The 21,275-nt window shown below is 77.3% G+C and carries 6 protein-coding genes and 1 pseudogene; 6 read left to right on the forward strand and 1 reads right to left on the reverse strand.

The window, feature by feature from the left end; translation table 11 throughout:
• The first annotated feature begins 22 nt into the window (after positions 1-22).
• Genes paaI through ACFXOZ_RS02240 form a run of 3 tightly spaced genes read left to right on the forward strand, consistent with a single transcriptional unit; the run spans position 23 to position 2,558 of the window.
• Positions 23-493, forward strand: coding sequence for a hydroxyphenylacetyl-CoA thioesterase PaaI (gene paaI, locus ACFXOZ_RS02230; RefSeq protein ID WP_380396569.1), 471 nt, complete (start codon positions 23-25; stop codon positions 491-493).
• Positions 490-1,239 carry a TIGR03086 family metal-binding protein gene (locus tag ACFXOZ_RS02235; protein ID WP_380586685.1) on the forward strand — a complete coding sequence of 250 codons (750 nt, stop codon included), beginning with the start codon at positions 490-492 and terminating at the stop codon, positions 1,237-1,239. Before paaI ends, ACFXOZ_RS02235 begins: the two co-directional genes overlap by 4 nt.
• Positions 1,236-2,558 (forward strand): MFS transporter, encoded by a 1,323-nt coding sequence (locus ACFXOZ_RS02240; protein ID WP_380586688.1) that lies wholly within the window; start codon positions 1,236-1,238, stop codon positions 2,556-2,558. The genes ACFXOZ_RS02235 and ACFXOZ_RS02240 overlap by 4 nt, the downstream gene beginning before the upstream one ends.
• On the opposite strand, the gene ACFXOZ_RS02245 is transcribed toward ACFXOZ_RS02240, so the two are convergent.
• Entirely contained in the window at positions 2,519-3,484 is a 966-nt protein-coding gene (locus ACFXOZ_RS02245; RefSeq protein ID WP_375887250.1) for a LysR family transcriptional regulator, read from the reverse strand. The two genes, ACFXOZ_RS02240 and ACFXOZ_RS02245, sit on opposite strands and share 40 nt — an antisense overlap.
• Before the next feature lie 406 nt (positions 3,485-3,890).
• On the opposite strand from ACFXOZ_RS02245, the pseudogene ACFXOZ_RS02250 reads away from it, so the two are divergent.
• From ACFXOZ_RS02250 to ACFXOZ_RS02260, 3 genes and pseudogenes are all read left to right on the forward strand, one after another.
• Positions 3,891-15,181, forward strand: a pseudogene (locus ACFXOZ_RS02250) (type I polyketide synthase); the annotation flags it as partial.
• Between the two features lie 381 nt (positions 15,182-15,562).
• Complete coding sequence (locus ACFXOZ_RS02255; protein WP_380586736.1) at positions 15,563-20,074, forward strand: amino acid adenylation domain-containing protein; 4,512 nt, start codon at positions 15,563-15,565, stop codon at positions 20,072-20,074.
• Between the two features lie 44 nt (positions 20,075-20,118).
• Positions 20,119-21,249, forward strand: a complete 1,131-nt coding sequence (locus ACFXOZ_RS02260; RefSeq protein ID WP_380586691.1) for an acyl-CoA dehydrogenase family protein — start codon at positions 20,119-20,121, stop codon at positions 21,247-21,249.
• Positions 21,250-21,275 lie beyond the last annotated feature (26 nt).

Genomic DNA, 21,275 nt, shown 5'->3' on the forward strand with positions numbered 1-21,275 from the left:
CGACAGCCCCAGGAGCCCACCCATGACCAGTGATTCGGCGGCGTCGGAGGCGGAGGCCACCGCCCGGCGCTGCGCGGAGGCCATGTACGCCGACGACCGGACCTGCCAGTCGCTCGGCATCACCATCGACCAGGTCGGCCCCGGCCGCGCCACCGCGCACCTCAAGCTCGCCGACACCATGGTGAACGGCCACGGCACGGCGCACGGCGGGTACCTGTTCCTGCTCGCCGACGCGGCCTTCGCCTACGCCTGCAACACCCACGACGTCGCCACCGTGGCCCAGGCGGCCCAGGTGACCTTCCTGCGCCCGGCCTCGGCCGGGGACGAACTCGCCGCCGAGGCGGTGGAGCGCTCCCGGTTCGGCCGCAGCGGGATCTACGACGTCACGGTGCGCCGGGCGGACGGCAAGGTGATCGCCGAGTTCCGCGGCCAGAGCCAGTCGCTGCCGGGGCAGCGCGTCACGTCGTCCGGCCCGCAGTCGAAGGACAGGTGATCCCCATCGACACCGCGCCCGACACCACCGCGCCCGACACCACCGCACCCGACATCCGGCCCTGGGACCGGCGGGCGCTCCGGATCACCGAGGAGATCGTCGACCGGGTCGAGGCCACCGACCTCGACCGGCCGACCCCCTGCTCGGAGTGGACGCTGCACAAGCTGCTGGCCCACATGATCGGCCAGAACCACGGCTTCGCCGCCGCCGCCGAAGGCGTGCGGACCGAGCGCGCCGACTGGGCGGACCGCGAGTTCGGCGACGACTGGGCCGGTGCCTTCCGGGACTCCTCGGCCCGGGTCGCCCGGGCCTTCGCCCGGGAGGGCGTGCTGGACACCGAGTTCTGGCTGCCCGAGGTGCGCGGCGGACAGATGTTCCCGGCCCGTACGGCGATCGGCTTCCACTTCGTCGACTACGTGGTGCACGGCTGGGACGTGGCCGCCGCGATCGGGGTGCCCGCCGCGTACGAGGCGGAACTGCTCGACGCGGTGCTCCCGTACGTCGAGGAGGTGCCGGACGGGAGCAACCGGCTCCAGCCCGGGTCCTCCTTCCGGCCGGGGCTGGCCACCGCCAGCACCGACCGGCTGGACCGGATCCTGGCGATGCTCGGACGCTCGCCCCGCTGGCCGGTCGAAGCGGTTGAACCGGCCGACGCGGGCGACGCGGCCGAAGCGGGCGAACCGGCCGACGCGGCCGCACCGCTGTCCGGCTCCGCGGGGCCGGGGGAGCCGGGCGCCGGGGCGTGACCCGCGCGCGCAACCTCCCCCTGCTGCTGGCCGCGACCTTCGCCGTCTTCTCCGACTACGCGCCGCTGCTCTCGGTGGTGCCGCTCTGGTCCGCGACCGGGGGCTCCTCGGGCGTCGGCGCCGGGGCGGCCACCGGGGTGACCATGGGCGCGGGCATCCTGGTGCAGCTGTGCATGGGCCGGCTGGTCCCGGCGCTCGGTCTGCGCCGGCTGCTGGTGACCGGCTCCCTGCTGCTCAGCCTGCCGACGGCGGCCTACCTGCTGTCGCCCGCGCTGGGGTGGGTGCTGGCCGTCTCGGCCGTCCGGGGCGCGGGGTTCGGCATGGCCGCCGTGGCGGGCAGCGCGCTGGCCGCCGAACTGGCCCCGCCGGGCCGGCGGGCCGCGGTGGTCGGCTGGTACGGGGCCGCCGCGGGGCTCCCGCAGGTGGTCTGCCTGCCGCTGGGGGTGTGGTGCGCGCAGACCTTCGGCTTCCCGGTGGTGTTCCTGGGGGCGACGGTGCTGGGCGGGCTCGCGGTACCGCTCGCGTGGGCGCTGGTGGTGCCGGCCGTGGTGCCCGCTGCGGCGCCTGACGACGGGCCTGCTGCGGTGGAGCCGTCCGGGGTGGAGCCCGCGGCGGTGGCGGCGTCCGGGCCGGTGCCGACGGCTCCACCGCACCCGCCGGCCGGCGGATTCGCCCCGCTGGTCGGCCTGTTGGCGCTGCTGGCCGCGAGTGCGGCCGCGGTGGGCGGCGTCACCTCGTTCGTGGCCTTCGCGCTGCCGGCCCCGGGAGCGGCGGCGGTGGTGCTGTTCGCGCTGTCCGCCGCGATGATCCTGGGCCGGCTGGCGGCGGGCGGGCTCGCCGACCGGTTCGGTGAGGGCCGCACGCTGGTCCCGGCGGTGATCGCCGCGGCCCTCGGCACGGGCGGCATCGCCGCGGCGGTGCTGCTCACCGCTGCGGCGACGGTCCCGGCGGCCCTGGCGGCCGCGGTCTGCGGGGCGGGGTTCGGGGCGTTGCAGAACGAGACCCTGGTGCTGGTGTTCGCCCGGACCGGACCGGCCCGTCGCGGCATGGCCAGCACCGCCTGGAACATGGCGTACGACGTGGGCACCGGGGCCGGCTCCCTCCTGGTCGGTGTCGCCTCCCGGCTGGTCGGGGTGGGTGGGGCCTTCCTGCTGTCGGCCGTCGCGGTGGCCGCGGTGCTGCCCGCGGCGCGGGCGCGGCCCGGGCGGCCCCGGTCGGGTCGGGTGCCGCTGGGGGAGTCGCAGCCCGGCCCCGCGCGGCCCGGCCCCTCGCAGCCCGGTCAGGCCGACGCGGGGACCGGGACCCGTCGGCGGACCTGACCGGGAACGGTGGCGTCCGCCAGTCGGGCCGCGCAGTCCGCGATCGCCCGGATCCGGGCGTTCTCCTCGGCGGTGCGCCAGATCAGCGCCACCGGCGCCGGTGGCAGGTCGTGGATCGCGACGAACGCCACGTCCGGCTGGGCGTAGTAGCGGGCCACCGACTCCGCCAGCGGCGCGACCCCCTTCCCGGCGGCCACCAGGGACAGGATCTCCTGGCAGGTCTGCACCTCCTGCCCCCGGCGCAGCACGTGCCCGGAGGGCGTCGCCACCGGCAGGTGGAAGTCCCGCCAATAGTCGGGCGCGGTGTTCGCCAGGGCGAACACCGTCTCGCGCGCGATCTCCTCGATCGAGATCGACTGCCGCCCGGCGACCGGGTGGTCCAGGGCGACCGCCAGCATCCGCGACTCCAGGCCGATCACCGGCCCGACCGTGATGTCCGGCTCCTCGATCGGCAGCCGCACCACCAGGGCGTCCACCTCGCCCCGGCGCAGCGGGCCGAGCAGGTCGCTGCAGGCCACCTCGTGCAGGGTGATGTCGCACTCCGGCGCGTACGCCTGCCCGGCGCGTATCAGGCCCGCCGCGTACGATCCGCCGGCCGCGCCGGTGAAGCCCAGCCGCAGCTGTCCGTCGACGCCGCAGGCCTGGGCCACCGTCTCGGAGTACGCGGCGGTCATCTCCTGGTAGAGCGGCTTCAACCGGTCGACCAGGCCCACCCCCAGCTTGGTCAGCCTGACCTGACGGCTGGTCCGCTCGAACAGCTGGCCGCCGATGCGCTGCTCCACGTCCCGCAGCGTCTGGCTGACCCTGGACTGCGACACGCGCAGTCTCTTGGCGGCCTGCCCGAAGTGCAGTTCCTCCCCGAGTGTCAACAGTGTCCGTACCTCGCGCAGATCCAGCACCGGAACCGCCCCCTCCCGAATAGACATGTCTGCCTCAACAGATCGCACGGTCCTTACAATGCCGCATGACCAGCCGCCTGTTCGGGTAATCCCCAGTCTCCCGGACCCGGAAGCGTCGGTTCACGCAGTGGCCGGATTCGTGCGGTGGCGGCCGACTTCCGGCCCGGCGGCCCCCGACCCGACGGCCCGGGCGCGTCCATTCCTGACGGTTCCGATACTCGATGAGGTGTTGACGCGACTAAGGACGCTGATACTCTGTCGATCACGCAGACAGCTCAGGGGTGCATGCCGACTACGGGGAACGGGTCGGCGGGGGCCGGGGCTGGACCGGGTGACGGTACATCAGGCCACTTGAGGGAGTGGCCCGTTGTGCCGTGCCCGGTCGCCTGCGGTCCGACTGTCCGGGGTTCACGGGGGTGCATCGATGCAGGGCATGGCTGGGCGCGAAGCGGACGGTCTCCCGCCCCGGGCGGTCGCGGTGGTCGGGATCGGCTGCCGCTTCCCGCAGGCGGACGGGCCGGAGGCGTTCTGGCGGCTGCTGCGCGCCGGCGGGGACGCGGTCACCGGGCGCCCCGGCGACCGGGGGCCGGCCCGCGGCGGCTTCCTCGACCGGGTGGACGGCTTCGACCCGGAGTTCTTCGGCATCTCCCGCCGCGAGGCCGTCGCGATGGACCCGCAGCAGCGGTTGGCGCTCGAACTGGCCTGGGAGGCCCTGGAGGACGCCAGGACCGGACCGGCCGGGCTCGCCGGCAGCCGGACCGGCGTGTTCCTCGGCGTGATCGCCGACGACTACGCCGCGCTGCTGCACGGCCTCGGCCCCGAGGCGGTCACCGGGCACACCCTGACCGGACTGCAGCGCGGGGTGACCGCCAACCGGATCTCCTACGCGCTGGGCCTGCACGGGCCGAGCCTGGTGGTCGACACCGGGCAGTCCTCCTCGCTGACCGCCGTGCACCTGGCCTGCGCCAGCCTGCGCAGCGGTGAGTCCGAACTCGCGCTGGCCGGCGGGGTGAGCCTGATCCTGGCGCCGCAGAGCACCCTGGCCCTGGAGCGCGCCGGGACGCTCTCGCCCGCCGGGCGCTGCCACACCTTCGACGCCCGCGCCGACGGCTACGTCCGCGGCGAGGGCGGCGGGATCGTCGTCCTCAAACCGCTGGAGGCCGCCGTCCGGGACGGCGACCGGATCCACGCCGTCATCCGCGGCAGCGCCCTGAACAACGACGGGGCCACCGAGACGCTGCCCACCCCCGGCCGGGCCTCGCAGCGGCGGGTGCTGCTCGCGGCCTGCGCCGACGCGGGCGTCGAGCCGGGCGAGGTCCAGTACGTCGAACTGCACGGCTCGGGCACCCGGGCCGGGGACCCGGTCGAGGCCGCCGCGCTCGGCGCGGCGCTGGGCACCGCCCGGGCGGCGGGCGACCCGCTGCTGGTCGGATCGGTCAAGACCAACATCGGCCACCTGGAGGGCGCGGCCGGGATCGCCGGGCTCATCAAGGCCGTGCTGTGCGTCGGCGCGCGCGAACTCGTGCCCAGCCTGAACCACACCGGGCCCGGCGGGCGGATCCCGCTGGACGACCTCAACCTGGCGGTCAACACCGGGCTCCGGGACTGGCCGGCGCCCGAGCGGCCGCTGCTCGCCGGGGTCAGCTCCTTCGGCATCGGCGGCACCAACTGCCACGTGCTGCTGGCCGACTGGCGCGCGGGCGAGCCCGCGCCGGCGGGCGGCGGGGGCGCGGCCGGGGCGCTGCCCTGGGTGCTCTCGGGGCGGGACGAACCCGCGCTGCGGGACCAGGCGGAGCGGCTTCGGGCCCGGGTGACGGAGCGCCCGGAGCTCGGACCGGCCTCGGTGGGCCGCTCGCTGGCCCTCACCCGCAGCACCTTCGAACAGCGCTGCGTCGTCGTCGCGGACGACCGGGACGCCTTCCTCGCCGCCCTGGCGGCACGGGCGGCCGGGCAGCCGTCGGCGGCCGTGGTCGAGGGCCGGCACGACGGGCCGCCGGTCCGTCCGGTCTTCGTCTTCCCCGGCCAGGGCTCGCAGTGGGCCGGCATGGCGGCGGAACTGCTCGACGGATCGCCGGTCTTCGCCGAACGGATCGACGCCTGCGCGCAGGCCCTCCGCCCGTACGTGGACTGGTCGTTGACGGACGTGCTGCGCGGCGCCGAGGGAGCGCCGGCCCTGGCGGGCGACGAGGTGATCCAGCCCGCACTGTGGGCGGTGATGGTGTCGCTGGCCGCGCTGTGGCGCTCGGCCGGGGTGGAGCCCGCCGCCGTGGTGGCCCACTCCCAGGGCGAGATCGCCGCAGCCACCGCCGTGGGCGCGCTGTCGCTGGCGGACGGCGCGCGGATCGTCGCGCTGCGCAGCCGGGCGCTGAACCGGATCGCCGGCCGGGGCGGCCTGCTGTCCGTCGAACTGCCCTCCGGGGAGGTCGGGTCGGACCTCGCGGCGGTGCACCCGGCGCTGTCGGTCGCGGCCGTCAACGGCCCCGCGCACACCGTGGTGGCCGGCCCGGCCGACGCGCTCGACGCGCTGGCTGCCCACTACGGGCCGCGGGTGCGCACCCGCCGGGTGCCGATCGACTACGCCTCGCACAGCGCGGCCGTCGAGGTCCTGCGGGAGGAGCTGCTCGCCGCCTTCGCCGGGGTCGCCCCGCGCGCCGTCGACGTGCCGTTCCACTCCACCGTCACGGCGGCGCCCGTGGACACCGCGGAGCTGGACGCCCTCTACTGGTACCGCAACCTGCGCGAGCCGGTGCGCTTCGGGCCGGCCGTCGAGCGGCTGCTGGACGCGGGCCACACCGCCTTCCTGGAGATCAGCCCGCACCCGGTGCTCGCGCTGGGCCTCCGGCAGGCGGTCGACGCGCGCGGCGGCGCGGGCGCGGTGCTCGGCACGCTCCGGCGCGGGCGCGGGGACCGCCGCCGCTTCCTCACGGCGGCGGCCGAGGCCTTCGTCCGGGGCGTCGCGGTGGACTGGGCGGCGCTGCTGCCCGGCACGGCGCCGCTGGTCGACCTGCCGACGTACCCGTTCCAGCGGCGCTCCTGCTGGCCGGCGGGGCTGCCGGGGGCGACGCCGCAGGAGAGCGGGGGCACGGCGGACGCACCCGTAGCTCAGGCTCCCGTCACGCCGCAGGACCCCGTCGCACCGCAGGCCCCCGCCGTGGACCAGCGGGCGCTGCTGGAGCTGGTCCGGAGCCACACCGCCGTGGTGCTGGACGCCGGCTCGGCCGCCGAGGTCCGGCCCGGCCGGACCTTCCGGGAACTGGGCCTGGACTCCGCCATGGCGCTCGAACTGCGCGACCGGCTGTCGGCCGCGACCGGCCGGGCACTGGAGAGCACCGTCCTGTACGACCACCCCAGCCCGGCCGCCCTGGCCGGCGCGATCGGGGCGCTCCGGGCCGGCCCGGAGCCGGTGGCGCAGCCCCCGGAGGCAGCCGTGACCGCTGCGCCGGGGACCGACGCGGCGCCGGAGCCGGACGAGGACGACCCGGTGGTCATCGTCGGCATGGCCTGCCGCTACCCCGGCGGGGTGCGCTCGCCCGAGGACCTGTGGCGCCTGGTCGACACCGGGACGGACGCCACCGGGGACTTCCCGGACGACCGCGGCTGGGACCTGGCCGCGCTCTTCCACCCGGACCAGGAGCGGACCGGGACCTCGTACGTCCGCCGGGGCGGCTTCGTCCGGGAGGCGCCGGACTTCGACGCGGAGTTCTTCGGGATCAGCCCCCGCGAGGCCCTCGCCATGGACCCGCAGCAGCGGCTCCTGCTGGAGGTCGCCTGGGAGGCCCTGGAGCGCGCCGGGATCGACCCGACGGCGCTTGCGGGCAGCCGGACCGGCGTGTTCGCCGGTGCGATGCACGCCGACTACGGGCCCGGCATGGAGACGGCCGGCCCCGGCGTCGCCGGGCACCTGCTGACCGGCACCAGCGTGAGCGTGGTCTCCGGCCGGATCGCCTACCTGCTCGGCCTGAACGGCCCCGCGCTGACCGTGGACACCGCCTGCTCGGCCTCGCTGGTGGCGCTGCACCAGGCGGTGCGCTCGGTGCGCTCCGGGGAGTGCACGCTCGCCCTGGCCGGCGGCGTCACCGTGATGGCCACCCCCGGCATGTTCGTCGAGCTCTCCCGCCAGCGGGTGCTGGCCGCCGACGGCCGCTGCAAGGCGTTCTCCGCGCAGGCGGACGGCACCGGCTGGGGCGAGGGCGCCGGGATGGTGGTGGTCGAGCGGCTCTCCGCCGCCCGCCGCCACGGCCACCCGGTGCTGGCGGTCGTCGCGGGCAGCGCCGTCAACTCCGACGGCGCCTCCAACGGGCTGTCCGCGCCGAACGGCCTCGCCCAGCAGCGCGTCATCGAGGACGCCCTCGCCGACGCCGGACTCACCCCGCGCCAGGTCGACGCCGTCGAGGCGCACGGCACCGGCACCGCGCTGGGCGACCCGATCGAGGCGAACGCCCTGCTCGCCACCTACGGTCAGGACCGGGACGGGCGGCGGCCGCTGTGGCTGGGCTCGCTCAAGTCCAACATCGGGCACGCCCAGGCGGCGGCCGGCGTCGGCGGCGTGATCAAGATGGTGCAGGCGATCCGGCACGCCACCCTGCCCGCGACCCTGCACGTCGACCGGCCGTCCCCGCACGTGGACTGGACGGCCGGAGCGGTGGCCCTGCTCGACCGGGCCCGGCCCTGGCCGCGGACCGGCGGGCCCCGGCGCGGCGGCGTCTCCTCCTTCGGGATCAGCGGCACCAACGCACACGTCATCCTCACCGAGCCGCCCGTCGTCGCGGCCGGAACCGAGGCCGGAACCGACGCCGGGACCGAGGCCGGAACCGACGCCGGGACCGACGCCGGAACCGCGGAGCAGCCGCAGCGCCCGCCGGTGGTGCCGGTGGTGCTGTCCGCCCGCACCCCCGAGGCGCTGCGCGAGCAGGCCCGGCGGCTGGCCGCCGCCCCGCTCGACCCGACCGCGGCCGCACCGGCCCTGACCGCCCGTACGGCCTTCGACGAGCGCGCCGTGGTGATCGCCGCCGACCGCGCCGAGGCCGACCGGGCGCTGGACGCCCTGGCCCGCGGCGAGGAGAACCGCGCCGTCGTCACCGGCCGGGCCGGTGAGCCCGGGCGGACCGTCCTGGTCTTCCCCGGCCAGGGCGGCCAGTGGCAGGGGATGGCGGCGGCGCTCGCCGCCGAGAGCCCGGTCTTCGCGGCCCGGCTGGCCGAGTGCGAGCGGGCGCTCGCGCCGTACGTGGACTGGTCGTTGGCGGACGTCCTGGCCGGGGCGCCGCTGCTGGACCGGATCGACGTCGTGCAGCCCGCGCTGTGGGCGGTGATGGTGTCGCTGGCCGAACTGTGGCGCGCCGCCGGGGTCGTCCCGGACGCCGTGGTCGGCCACTCCCAGGGCGAGATCGCCGCCGCCGTGGTGGCCGGGGCGCTCTCGCTGGAGGACGGCGCCCGCGCCATCGCGCTGCGCAGCAGCGTGGCGATCGAGCTGATGGGCAAGGGCGCGATGGCCGTCGTCCCGCTGCCCGCCGCGCGGGTGCGGGAACGGCTCGTCGAGCCGCTGGCCGTCGCCGCGGTCAACGGCCCCGGCAGTACGGCCGTGGCCGGGCCGCCGGCGGCGATCGCCGCACTGGTCGACGGCTACCGGGCCGAGGGCGTCGAGGCCCGGGTGATCCCGGCGGCCTTCGCCTCGCACTGCCCGGCGGTCGAACCGATCCGGGAACGGATCCTGGCCGGCCTGGCGCCGCTGACCCCGCGCGGCGGCGGCACGGCGCTGATGTCCTCGGTCACCGCCGACTGGCAGGACGGCGCCGGGCTCGACGCCTCCTACTGGTACGCCAACCTGCGGCACACCGTGCGCTTCCAGGAGGCCGTCGAGGCGCTGATCGCCGCCGGCCACACCACCTTCGTCGAGGTCGGCCCGCACCCGGTGCTGGTCGCCAGCATCGGCCGGATCCTGGAGGAGGCCGGGGTCGAGGGGACGGTGACGGGCTCGCTGCGCCGCGAGGACGGCGGACTGCGCCGCTTCCTCACCTCCGCCGCCGAGGCCCACGTCCGGGGCCTGCCGATCGCCTGGGACCGGCTCACCGGCACCGGTACCGGCACCGCCGCCGACCGCCCCGAGCTGCCCACCTACCCCTTCCAGGGGCGCCGCTACTGGCTCACCGCCACCGCCGGACCGACCGGCACCGCCGGCCTCGGCCAGGCCCCGGCCGACCACCCGCTGCTCGGCGCGGCCGTCGAACTCGGCGACGGCGAAACGGTGTTCACCGGACGGCTGGCGACCCGCAGCCACCCCTGGCTGGCCGACCACGCCCTCGCCGGTGCGGTCGTGCTGCCCGGCAGCGCCTTCCTGGACCTGGCCCTGCACGCGGGTGCCCGGTCCGGGGCGGCCCGGATCGAGGAACTGACCGTCACCGCACCGCTGGTGCTGCCCGCGGACGGCGCCGTCGACCTGCGGGTCCGGATCACCGGCGCGGATGGCGCCGGGCTGCGGACCTGCCGGATCTCCGGCCGGGCGACCGGCGGGGAGTGGACCGAGCACGCCACCGGCACCCTCGGGGCCGCTGGAGCCGTACCGTTCGAGGAGGCCGGGGAGGCCGGGGAGTGGCCGCCGACCGGCGCCGTGCCGGTGCCGCCGGAGCGCGCGTACCAGGACCTCGCCCTGCACGGCCACGCGTACGGGCCGGTGTTCCAGGGACTGCGGGCCGCCTGGCGGCGCGACGGCGAACGGTTCGCCGAGGCCGTCCTGCCCGAGCCGGCCGCCGGGGCCGCCGGGGCCCACCGCCTGCACCCCGCCCTGCTCGACGCAGCCCTGCACGGGCTGATCGCCGACGCGCTGGGGCAGCACGGGCGGCGCACCCAGCCGCTGCGCTGGCGCGGCGTGTCGCTGACCGGCGGTGCCGGCCCGACGGCCCTGCGGGTGCACGCGGTGCGCGCCGCGGGCGGAGGCCTCCGGCTGACCCTGCGGGACGCCTCGGGGGCGGCGGTGGGGCTGGTCGAGTCGGTCGAGCTGTGCCCGGTCGCGGAGACCGGCGGCTCGGTCGATCCCGAAGCCGCCGCGCGGGACTCGCTATTCGCGCTCGGCTGGGAGCAACTGGGATCTCTCGAAAGCGATCTGACGGAACATCATGCACCCGTTCCGTGGGACGCCCTTGACCTGGAGGCGCTGTGCACGGCGGCCGGGCCGCCCGCACACGTCCTGGTGGACTGTCCGGCGGGCGCGGACGGGACCGATCCGGCGACGGCGGCCCGTACCGTGACCCGTCGAACGCGGGACCTGCTCGGCCGCTGGCTGGCCGAGGAGCGGCTCGCCGGGGCCCGGCTGGTGCTGGTGACCCGCGGGGCGGTCGCCGTCCGAGGCGGCGAGACCGTCCGGGACCTCGCCCAGGCGGCGGCCTGGGGGCTGGTGCGGACGGCCCAGGTCGAGCACCCGGGCCGGTTCGTCCTGGTCGACCTCGGGCCGGAGACGGCCGGGGTCCCGGCCGAGGCGCTGACGCCGGAGGAGCACCAGCTGGCCGCCCGGGACGGATCCGTCCTGGTGCCCCGGCTGCGATCCGCGGCGGGGGAGCGCGTGTTGACGGTCCCGAAGGACGCGGTGGACTGGCGGCTGGACCTCTCCGGGCCCGGCACCCTCGACGCCCTGGAGCTGCGCCCCTGCCCCGAGGCCGCCGCCGCACCGGGCCCCGGCCTGGTCCGGATCGCGGTCCGCGCCGCCGGGCTCACCTTCCACGACGTCCTGGGCGCGCTGGACCTGCACGCCGGGGACCCGGGCCCGCTCGGGCTGGAGGGCGCGGGCGTGGTCACCGCGACCGGCCCCGGGGTCACCGGGCTGACCGTCGGCGACCGGGTGATGGGCCTGTTCCCCGCTGCCCTCGGCACCGTCGCCCACGCCGACCACCGCACCCTGGTGCGGATCCCCGAGGGCTGGTCCTTCACCCGGGCCGCCGCCGTGCCGGTCGCCCACCTGGCCGCCCTGCACGCCCTGGTCGACCTGGGCGGGGTGCGCGCGGGCGACGCCGTGCTGATCCACGCCGGGGCGGGCGGTGTCGGCACGGCCGCCGTCCAACTCGCCCGGCACCTGGGCGCGGAGGTCTTCGCGACCGCCGCCCCCGCCAAGTGGCCCGCCCTGCGCGCCCTCGGGCTGGACGACGCCCACCTGGCCTCCTCCCGTGAGCCCGGCTTCGGCGCGCGCTTCGCCGAACTCCCCTCCGGCGCTCGGGGGATGGCGTTCGTCCTGAACTCGCTGACCGGTGCGGCCGTCGACGAGTCCCTGCGGTCGCTGCGCCCCGGCGGCCTGCTGGTCGAACTCGGCCGGGCCGACCGGCGCGACCCCGCCGAGGTGGCCGCCGCCCACCCCGGGGCCCGCTACCGGGCGATGAACCTGCTGGAGCTGCCGCCCGAGCACCTCGGCCGGCTGCTGCGCCGGGTGGTCGAGCTGTTCGCCGAGGGCGCGTTCGGCCGGGCGCCGGTGACCGACCTGGACGTGCGGCGCGCACCCGAGGCCTTCGGGCTGCTGAGCCGGGGCGGGCACGTCGGCAAGGTCGTGCTGACCGTGCCGCCGGTCCTCGACCCGGACGGGACCGTCCTGATCACCGGCGGCACGGGCGCCATCGGCCGGGCCCTCGCCCGGCACCTGGTCACCGCCCACGGCGCCCGACGGCTGCTGCTGGCCGGACGGCGCGGCGCGGACGCGCCCGGCGCGGCCGAACTCGCCGCCGAACTGGCGGAGTCGGGCGCCGAGGTGCGGTTCGCCGCGGTCGACGTCGCCGACCGGGCCGCGGTGGCCGCGATGATCGCCGCCGTCCCCGAGCGGCACCCGCTGACCGCCGTGGTCCACGCCGCGGGCGTGGTGGACGACGCCCCGATCACCTCGCTCACCCCCGACCGGATCGACCGGGTGATGCGGACCAAGGCCGACGGCGCCTGGCACCTGCACGAGTTGACCGCCGGCCACCCGCTCACCGCCTTCGTGCTGATCTCCTCGGTGATGGCGACGCTCGGCGGCGCCGGGCAGGGCGGCTACACCGCCGCCAACGCCTTCCTGGACGCGCTCGCCCGGCACCGCCGCACCCAGGGCCTGCCCGGGCTCGCCCTCGGCTGGGGCCTGTGGGACGACCCGGACGGCATGCTCGGCGGGCTCGGCGCCGCTGACCGCGCCCGCTTCGCCCGGGCCGGACTGGTCGCGATGGCGCCCGAGCTCGGCCTCGCCCTGCTGGACGCGGCCCTGCTCTCCCCGCACGCCGCCCTGCTGCCCGCCCGGCTGGACCGCGCGGCGCTGCGCGAGCTCGGCGGCGACCTGCCGCCGGTGCTGCGCTCCGTCCTGGCCGCCGCCGGGCCGCAGCGGCCCGGGAACGCCCCCGGGCGGCGCGACCGGCCGCTGCGGGAGGAGCTGGCCGGGCTGGGTGCCGAGGAACGCGCGGAGCTGCTCGCCGAGTTGATCCGCACCCAGACGGCCGCCGTCCTGGGCTGCCGGCCCGAGGCCGTCCCGGCCGACCGGCCGTTCGGCGAGCTCGGCTTCGACTCGCTCACCTCGGTCGAGTTCCGCAACCGGCTCGGCGCGGCGACGGAGGTCAAGCTGCCCGTCACCCTGCTGTTCGAGGCGCCGACGCTGCCGGAGCTGGTCGCGGTGCTGGACGCCGCGCTCGCACCGGCCGAGGCCGCCGAACCGGAACCCGTGACGGCGGCGGAACCGCAGGTGGCGGCGGAGCCGGCCGACCCGGCGGAGGACGTGGCGGCGCTGATCGAGGCCGCCACCGCCGAGGAGCTGTTCGCCTTCATCGACGCCCAGCTGACCTGACACCGCCCCCACCCCCCACCGGCCACCCCCACCCTCCCCGCAAGGACCGATCCGTCATGGCATCAGCAGCAGTGACACCGGCAGCCGACGAGAAGCTGCTCGGCTACCTCAAGCGCCTCACCGTCGACCTGCACCAGGCCCGCGAGCGCCTGCGCGAACTGGAGGAGGGGCCGCAGGAGCCGATCGCGATCGTCGGCATGGCCTGCCGCTACCCGGGCGGCATCGACTCGCCCGAGGCCCTGTGGCGGCTGCTGGCCTCCGAGGGGGAGACCGTCGGCGCGTTCCCCCGCGACCGCGGCTGGGCGGAGGGCCTGCACGACCCCGCCGGCGGGGGCCCGAGCCTGACCGGCTCCGGCGGCTTCCTGCCCGACGCGGCCGACTTCGACGCGGCCTTCTTCGGCATCAGCCCGCGCGAGGCGCTCGCCATGGACCCGCAGCAGCGGCTGCTGCTGGAGACCGCCTGGCGGGCCTTCGAGGACGCCGGGATCGACCCGGAGTCGGTGCGCGACAGCGAGACCGGGGTGTTCACCGGGCTGTCCTGCCTGGACTACGGGCAGGGGCGCGGCGAGGTGCCCGAGGAGGCGGAGGGCTTCCTGACCACCGGCTCGGTGGGCGGCGCCGCCGCCGGCCGGATCTCGTACACGCTGGGCCTGCGCGGCCCCTCGCTGACCGTGGAGACGGCCTGTTCGTCCTCCCTGGTGGCGCTGCACCTGGCCGTGCAGTCGCTGCGCCGCGGCGAGTGCGCGATGGCGCTGGCGGGCGGCGCGACGGTGATGGCCACCCCGCAGCTGTTCACCGAGTTCACCCGGATGCAGGGGCTGTCACCGGACGGCCGATGTCGCCCGTTCTCCGCGCAGGCCGCGGGCAGCGGGCTCGCCGAGGGCGTGGGCGTGCTGCTGGTGGAGCGGCTGTCGGACGCCCGGCGGCTTGGCCACCCCGTGCTGGCCGTGGTGCGCGGCAGCGCGGTGAACCAGGACGGCGCCAGCAACGGCTTCACCGCGCCCAGCGGCTCGGCCCAACAGCGGGTCGTCCGGCAGGCGTTGGCCGACGCCCGGCTCTCGCCCGGCGACGTCCAGGTGGTGGAGGCGAGCAGCACCGGCACCCCGCTCGGCGACCCGATCGAGGCCCGCGCCCTGCTGGCCGTCTACGGGCGCGACCGCGACCCCGGGCAGCCGCTGCGGCTCGGCTCGCTCAAGCCCAACATCGGGCACACCCAGGCGGCGGCGGGCGTCGCCGGGGTGATCAAGACCGTGCTGTCGATGCGGTACGGCCGGCTCCCCGCCACCCTGCACGTCGCCGAGCCCACCCCGCACGTCGACTGGTCGGCGGGCGCGGTCGAGCTGGTCGCGGAGGCGAGCGACTGGCCGCCGGGCGCGGGGCCCCGGCGGGCCGGGGTGTCCTCGCAGGGCATCACCGGCACCAACGCCCACGTGATCATCGAGGAGGCCCCGGCGGCCGTCCCCGGCGACGGCGCGGAGGCGGCGCCGGACCGTCCGGAGCTGCTCACCCTGTCGGCGAAGACACCGGCCGCCCTCGCCGAACTCGCCGTCCGCTACGCCGAGTCGCTCGACTCCGGGCTCGCCGGACGGTCGCTCGCGGAGATCTGCCGGACCACCGGCCTCGGGCGGGCGCACTTCCCGCACCGGCTCACCGCCGTCGCCTCCTCCACCGCCGAGCTGCGCGGGCTGCTCGCCCGGACCGGCCCGGACGGGGAACGGCCCGCCGGGGTCCGCCGCGGGGCCCGCACCCCGGAGGGCGGGCGCGGACCGGTGTTCCTGTTCACCGGCGGCCCGGAGGGGCGGTTCGCCGACGCGGCGGCCGAGTTGGCCGCGACCGAGCCGGTCTTCCGCAGCGCCCTGGAGCGGTGCGCCGAGCAGCCCGGTGACCGGCCCTCGGCGTCCGCCGTCCAGTACGCGCTGGCCGAGCTGTGGCGGTCCTGGGGCGTGCAGCCCGCCGCCGTCCTCGGGCACGGCGCCGAGGGCGAGGCGGTGGCCGCCCGCGTCGCGGGCACGGCGAGCCCGGCCGCCACCGGTACCGCCGCCACCGGTACCGCCGCTACCGCCGCCGAGGCGGACCGGCGGTTCGCCGAGGGCCTCGCCGCGCTGCTGCGCGAGGGGCACCGCGCCTTCGTGGTGCTCGGCCCCGCCTCCCCGCTCCTCGACCGGGCCCGGGCGGACGCCGGGGACGCCGGGGACGCCGGGTTCCTGCCGTCGCTGCGCGCGGGGGAGGAGGCCCGCCGCACCCTGCTGGACGGTCTGGGCGCGCTGTACGTCCGGGGTGCCCGGATCGACTGGGCGCGGGTGCACGGCGAGCCCGTCGGCCCGCCCGTGCCGCTGCCCGGCTACCCGTTCCAGCGCGAGCGCTACTGGCTGTGGAACGGCGGCCCCCGGCCGGAGGGGGCACCGGCGCACAGTGGCGGGCCGCTGGTCGCCCAGGTGCGGCTGGTCGGCGCCGACGGCGCGCCGGTGGCCCTGGCCGAGGGCGTACGGCTGGAGGCGGTGCCGAGCGCCGCGCGGCCGGAACAGGCCGTACCGGAGCGGGCCGTAGCGGGGGAGGCCGTACCCGGGGACCAGGACGTCGACGTCGCCGCGCTGGTGGTCGGCATCGTCGGCCGGGCGCGCGGCGCGGCCGTCACCGGCGAGGACCTGCACCGACCGCTGCGCAGCCTGGGCGCCGACTCGCTGATCGCGATGGACATCCGGCAGACCCTCGCCCGGCGGCTCGGCGTCGACCTCCCGCTGCCCGAACTGCTGGACGGCCGGAGCGTGGCCGAACTCGCGCAGCGCGTCCGGGCCTCGTACGGCGCCGCCGCCACCGCCACCGCCCTGGCGGAGCGGCCCGGTGCGGCGCTGGTCGCCGACCCGGCGGCCCGGTACGAGCCGTTCCCGCTCACCGACCTCCAGCAGGCCTACCTGGTCGGCCGGACGGACGCCTTCGAGCTGGGCAACGTCGCCACCTCCTTCCTGGTCGAGCTCGACCTGACCGACACCGACCTCGACCGGCTCGCCGCCGCCCTGCGGCAGCTGATCGACCGCCACGACATGCTCCGCGCGGTGATCTCCCGGGACGGGTACCAGCGGGTGCTCGCCGAGGTCCCCGCGTACCGGATCGCCACCGCCGACCTGCGGACCCTCGACGGGGCCGAGCGGGCGGAGCGCCTCGCCGCGACCCACCGGGAGCTGCGCGACCGGGTGTTCGACACCGAGGCCTGGCCGCTGTTCGACGTCCGGGCGACCCTGCTGGACGAGCGCACCACCCGGCTGCACCTCACCTTCGACGCGCTGATCGTCGACGGCCGCAGCTCCGGCGTGCTGTTCCGGGAGTGGGCGCAGGCCTACCGCGACGGCGCCCCCGCGACGCCCGCCCCCGGCGTCAGCTACCGCGACTACGTGCTCGCCGCCGCCCGCACGGACGCCGAGCGGCGCGAAGAGTCGCTCGCCTACTGGCAGGCCCGCCTCGCCACCCTGCCGTCCGCGCCCCGGCTGCCGCTGCGCCCCGGGGCGGCACCGCGGCGGCCGGTGTTCACCCACCGCACGGACCGGATCGAGCCCGCGGCCTGGCAGCGCTTCCGGGCGAACGCCGACGCGGCGGGCGTCTCGCCCTCGGCGGCCCTGTGCGCCGCGTACGCGCAGGTGCTGGGCGCCTGGAGCGAGTCGCCGCGCTTCACGCTCAACCTGCTGGCGTTCCACCGGCGGCCGCTGCACGAGGACGTCGCCCGGGTCCTCGGCAACCTCAGCGCGACCACCCTGCTGGAGGTCGACGCCGCCCCCGCCGAGTCCTTCGCCACCGGCGCCCTGCGGCTCCAGCGCCAGTTGCTGACCGACCTCGACCACGGCTACGTCAGCGGCGTCGAGGTGCTGCGCGAACTCAACCGCACCCGGGCCGGGACGGGCCTGGCGAGCATGCCCGTGGTGTTCACCAGCACCATCGGCTTCTCGGCGCAGGACGCCTCCGGCGAGGGCGGCGGCGCCCTCACGGCGCTGACCGGGCTCGGCCGCTCCGGCCGGCTGGCCTCCAGCTCGGTCCGCACCCCGCAGGTCTGGCTCGACCACCAGGCCCTGGAGGAGGCCGGCGAACTGGTCCTGAACTGGGACGTGGTCGAGGAGGTGTTCCCCGACGGCGTGGTCGACGGCATGTGGGAGGCCTACCGGGAACTGGTCCGGGAGCTGTGCGGCGAGGGGGCGTGGCGCCGACCGGCGGCCGTGCCCGTGCCCGCCGCCGACCTGGCCCTGCGACGGGCCGCCAACGCCACCGACGCCCCCGTCCCGGCCGAGCTGCTGCACGACGGCTTCCTGCGGCAGGCCGCGGCCCGGCCCACCGCCCCCGCCGTCATCACCGCCGACCGGACGCTGAGCTACGGCGAGCTGGACCGCCGCTCCGACCGGATCGCCCGCCGGCTGATCGCGCACGGCGCGGGCCCGGGCGTGCCGGTCGGCATCGTGACGGACAAGGGCTGGGAGCAGGTGGTCGCCGCGCTGGGCGTCCTCAAGGCCGGCGCCGCCTACGTGCCGGTGGACGCCGCGATGCCGGCCCGCCGGCTGCGGATGATCGTCGAGACCGCCGGCATCGGGCTGGTCCTGACCCGCTCGGCGCTCGCGGAGACCCTCGAACTGCCGGACGGCACCCAGCTGTTGAACGTCGACACCGAGCCGGAGGGGGACGACTCCGGCGAGCCGCTGCCGCCCTCCCCGGCCCGGCCCGAGGACCTCGCGTACGTCATCTTCACCTCGGGCTCCACCGGCGTGCCCAAGGGCGTGATGATCGAGCACACCGGCGCCGTCAACACCCTCCGGGACGTCAACGACCGGTACGGCGTGAGCGCCGAGGACCGCGTCCTCGCCCTGTCCGCGCTCAACTTCGACCTCTCCGTCTACGACGTCTTCGGCCTGCTCGCGGCCGGCGGCGCCCTCGTCCTGCCCGACGAGGCCGCGCGGCGCGAACCGGCCGCCTGGCTGGAGCTGGCCGAACGGCACCGGGTGACGGTCTGGAACAGCGTCCCCGCGCTGATGGAGATGTTCACCGACCACCTGCGGGCCGTCGGCGGCACGCCCCCGCTGCGCCTGGTGCTGCTGAGCGGTGACTGGATCCCCGTCACCCTCCCCGAGAGCGTCGCCGAGCTGCTGCCCGGCGCGCGCGTCCACGCCCTGGGCGGCGCGACCGAGGCGTCCGTCTGGTCGATCCAGCACCCGGTCGAGCGGACGGACCGGGAGCGGGCGAGCATCCCGTACGGCCGGCCGATGCGCAACCAGCGCTTCCACGTGCTGGACGAGGCGCTGCGCCCGCGCCCGGCCCTCGTCCCCGGCGACCTGTACATCGCCGGCACCGGCCTGGCCCGCGGCTACCTCGGCGACGAGGCCAGGACCCGCGCCGCCTTCCCGCACCACCCGGTCACCGGCGAGCGGCTCTACCGCACCGGCGACCTCGGCCGCTACCTGCCGGACGGCGAGATCGAGTTCCTGGGCCGCGCGGACTTCCAGGTGAAGGTCCAGGGGCACCGGATCGAGCTCGGCGAGGTCGAGGCCGCGCTGCTGCGCCGACCGGGCGTCCGGGCGGCCGCCGCGGTGGCCGAGGGCGAGCCGGGCGGGCCCCGACGGCTGCTCGGGTACGTGGTGGGCGACGCCGCGTCGGCCGAGCTCCCGGAGGAGGAACTGCGGGCGGCGCTCGGCCGGGAACTGCCCGGCTACATGGTGCCCGCCCGGATCGTCCGGCTGGACGAACTACCGCTGACCGACAACGGCAAGGTGGACCGCCGCCGGCTGCCCGCGCCCGAGCGGACGGCCCCGCGCACCGCCGCGACCATCCCGCCGCGCGACGCGGTCGAACGTCAACTCACCCGAATCTGGGCCGAGTTCTTCCCGAATGCGGCCGCCCGGGAGCTCGGCGTCACCGAGAACTTCTTCGACCTCGGCGGCGACTCGATGCTCGCGGTGCGGATGATGGCCCGGATCCACCGGGACACCGGCCGCTCGCTCCCCGTCGCCACCCTGCTCGCCCGCCCGACCGTCGAGTCGCTCGCCGAGGTGCTGCGCGAACGGCCCGCCGACGAGGGCCGGGCGGCGCTCGTCCCGATCCGGGCCACCGGCAGCCGGCCGCCGCTGTTCCTGATCCACCCGGTCGGCGGCGACGTGCTCTGCTACGCGGGGCTCGCCGCCCTGCTGGACCCGGACCAGCCCGTGCACGCGCTCCAGTACCCCGACCCCGAACCCGCTCCGACCGTGGCCGAGCTGGCCGCCCACTACGCCGACGCGATCACCGCGCGCTTCCCCGACGGCCCGTACCGGCTCGGCGGCTGGTCCATGGGCGGCGTGCTCGCCCTGGAGGCCGCCGCGCTGCTCACCGCCCGCGGCGCCACCGTCGAACTCGTCGCGGCCGTCGACCTGTTGGAGCCGCCCGGCCCGGCCGGACCGCAGTCCGACGCCGACCTGCTCGCCCGGTTCGCCCGCGACCTCGCCGGGCTGGCCGGACGCGACTGGAACCCCGGCCCGGAGGCCTTCGAGCCCACCGGCGACCGCACCCCGACCGAGGAACTGCTCACCCGGGCCCGGCGGGCCGCCGTCCTCCCGGACGACGTCGACCCCGCCACCCTGGACCGGCTCGCCGGCCGCTTCCTGCACCTCAGCCGCGCCCTGGCCGGGCACCGGCCCACCCCGTACCGGGGCCGGGTCCGGCTGCTGCGCGCCATGGACGGCGCCACCACCGGCACCACCCGCCGGTGGCTGGACCTGCTCGGCGACGCGGCCGAGGCCGTCGACCTGCCCGGCGACCACTACACCGTCATGCGCCCGCCCCACCTCCCCGCCCTGGCGGCCGAGCTCGACAAGGCGCTGGGCGACCTGTGACCGACACCCGCCGGCCGGACCGGCCGAGCTTGGAGGACGAGCGGATGACCGTCGTCGAACTGCCGCCCCGGGCCCCCGGATCGGGGCCCACCGCCGGTGACGTACTGGACCGGGTCCGGGCCTTCGCCGCGACCCTGCCGGCCCGCGCGCCGGAGGTGGAGCGGCGGGGGCGGATCCCGGCCGACCTGCTCGACGGCCTCAGGGCCACCGGGCTGCTGCGCGCCGCCCTGCCGCCCGCCCTGGGCGGGGTCGAGCTGACCGCGCCGCAACTCACCCGGGCCGTCGACCTGTTGGCCGAGGGCGACGCCTCGGTCGCCTGGTGCGCCGCCGTCGCGCTCAACGCCTCGCTCGCGGTGGTCTCGCTGCCCGCCGAGGTGTTCGCCGAGCTGTTCCCGGACCCGGACCTGATCACCGCCACGGTGCTGCCGCCGCTCGGCCGGGCCGTCCGGCACGACGGCGGGTACCTGCTGTCCGGCCGGTGGACGTACGCCAGCGGGATCACCCACGCCGACCGGCTGCTGGCCGGGTTCCTGACCCCCGACGGCACCCCGCGGGTCGCCGTCCTCCGCACCGCGGACGTCCGGGTGCTCGACACCTGGCACACCACCGGGCTGCGCGGCACCGGCTCCCACGACGTCGAGGTCGCCGACCTGTTCGTCCCGGACCGGCACACCTTCGCGCCCCCGGCGGCCGGCGCCCCGCAGCCGCTCCACCTGCGCGCCGACAACCTCGCCCTCAAGATGGCCGGCATCCCGCTCGGCATCGCCCGCTCCGCGCTGGCCTGCGCCCGGGAGCTGCTCACCGCCCGCGGCCCCGCCCTGCCCAGGCCCTCCGCCCCGGCCGACCTGGCCCACGCGGAGGCCCTGATCGGCGCCGCCGACGCCTACGTCTACACCACCCTGGACCGGGCCTGGGCCGCCCAGGCCGCGGGCCGAGCCCCGGAGCGCGGCACCGCCGCCCTCGCCCGCCAGTACGCCCACCGCGCCTGCCGGGAGGCCGTCCAGCACCTCTACGACCTGGTCGGCTCCGCGGCCGTCTACACTGAGCGCACCCCGCTCGACCGCTGCCTGCGCGACGTCATCACGGCCGGCCGGCACGTCGCCTCCGCCGAACGCGTCCTCGACGCCGTCGGCGAGCTCCGCCTCGGCGGCGACCCGTCCTCGCCCCACCTCTGATCCGCGGACCGATGGACCGGGCGCCG

Source organism: Kitasatospora sp. NPDC059160, assembly GCF_042755465.1.
Lineage (GTDB): Bacteria > Actinomycetota > Actinomycetes > Streptomycetales > Streptomycetaceae > Kitasatospora.

Coding starts and splice junctions, on each gene's coding strand:
- paaI (WP_380396569.1), top strand. CDS start 23: ATGACCAGTGATTCGGCGGCGTCGGAGGCGGAGGCCACCGCCCGGCGC.
- ACFXOZ_RS02245 (WP_375887250.1), bottom strand. CDS start 3,484: ATGTCTATTCGGGAGGGGGCGGTTCCGGTGCTGGATCTGCGCGAGGTA.
- ACFXOZ_RS02260 (WP_380586691.1), top strand. CDS start 20,119: ATGACCGTCGTCGAACTGCCGCCCCGGGCCCCCGGATCGGGGCCCACC.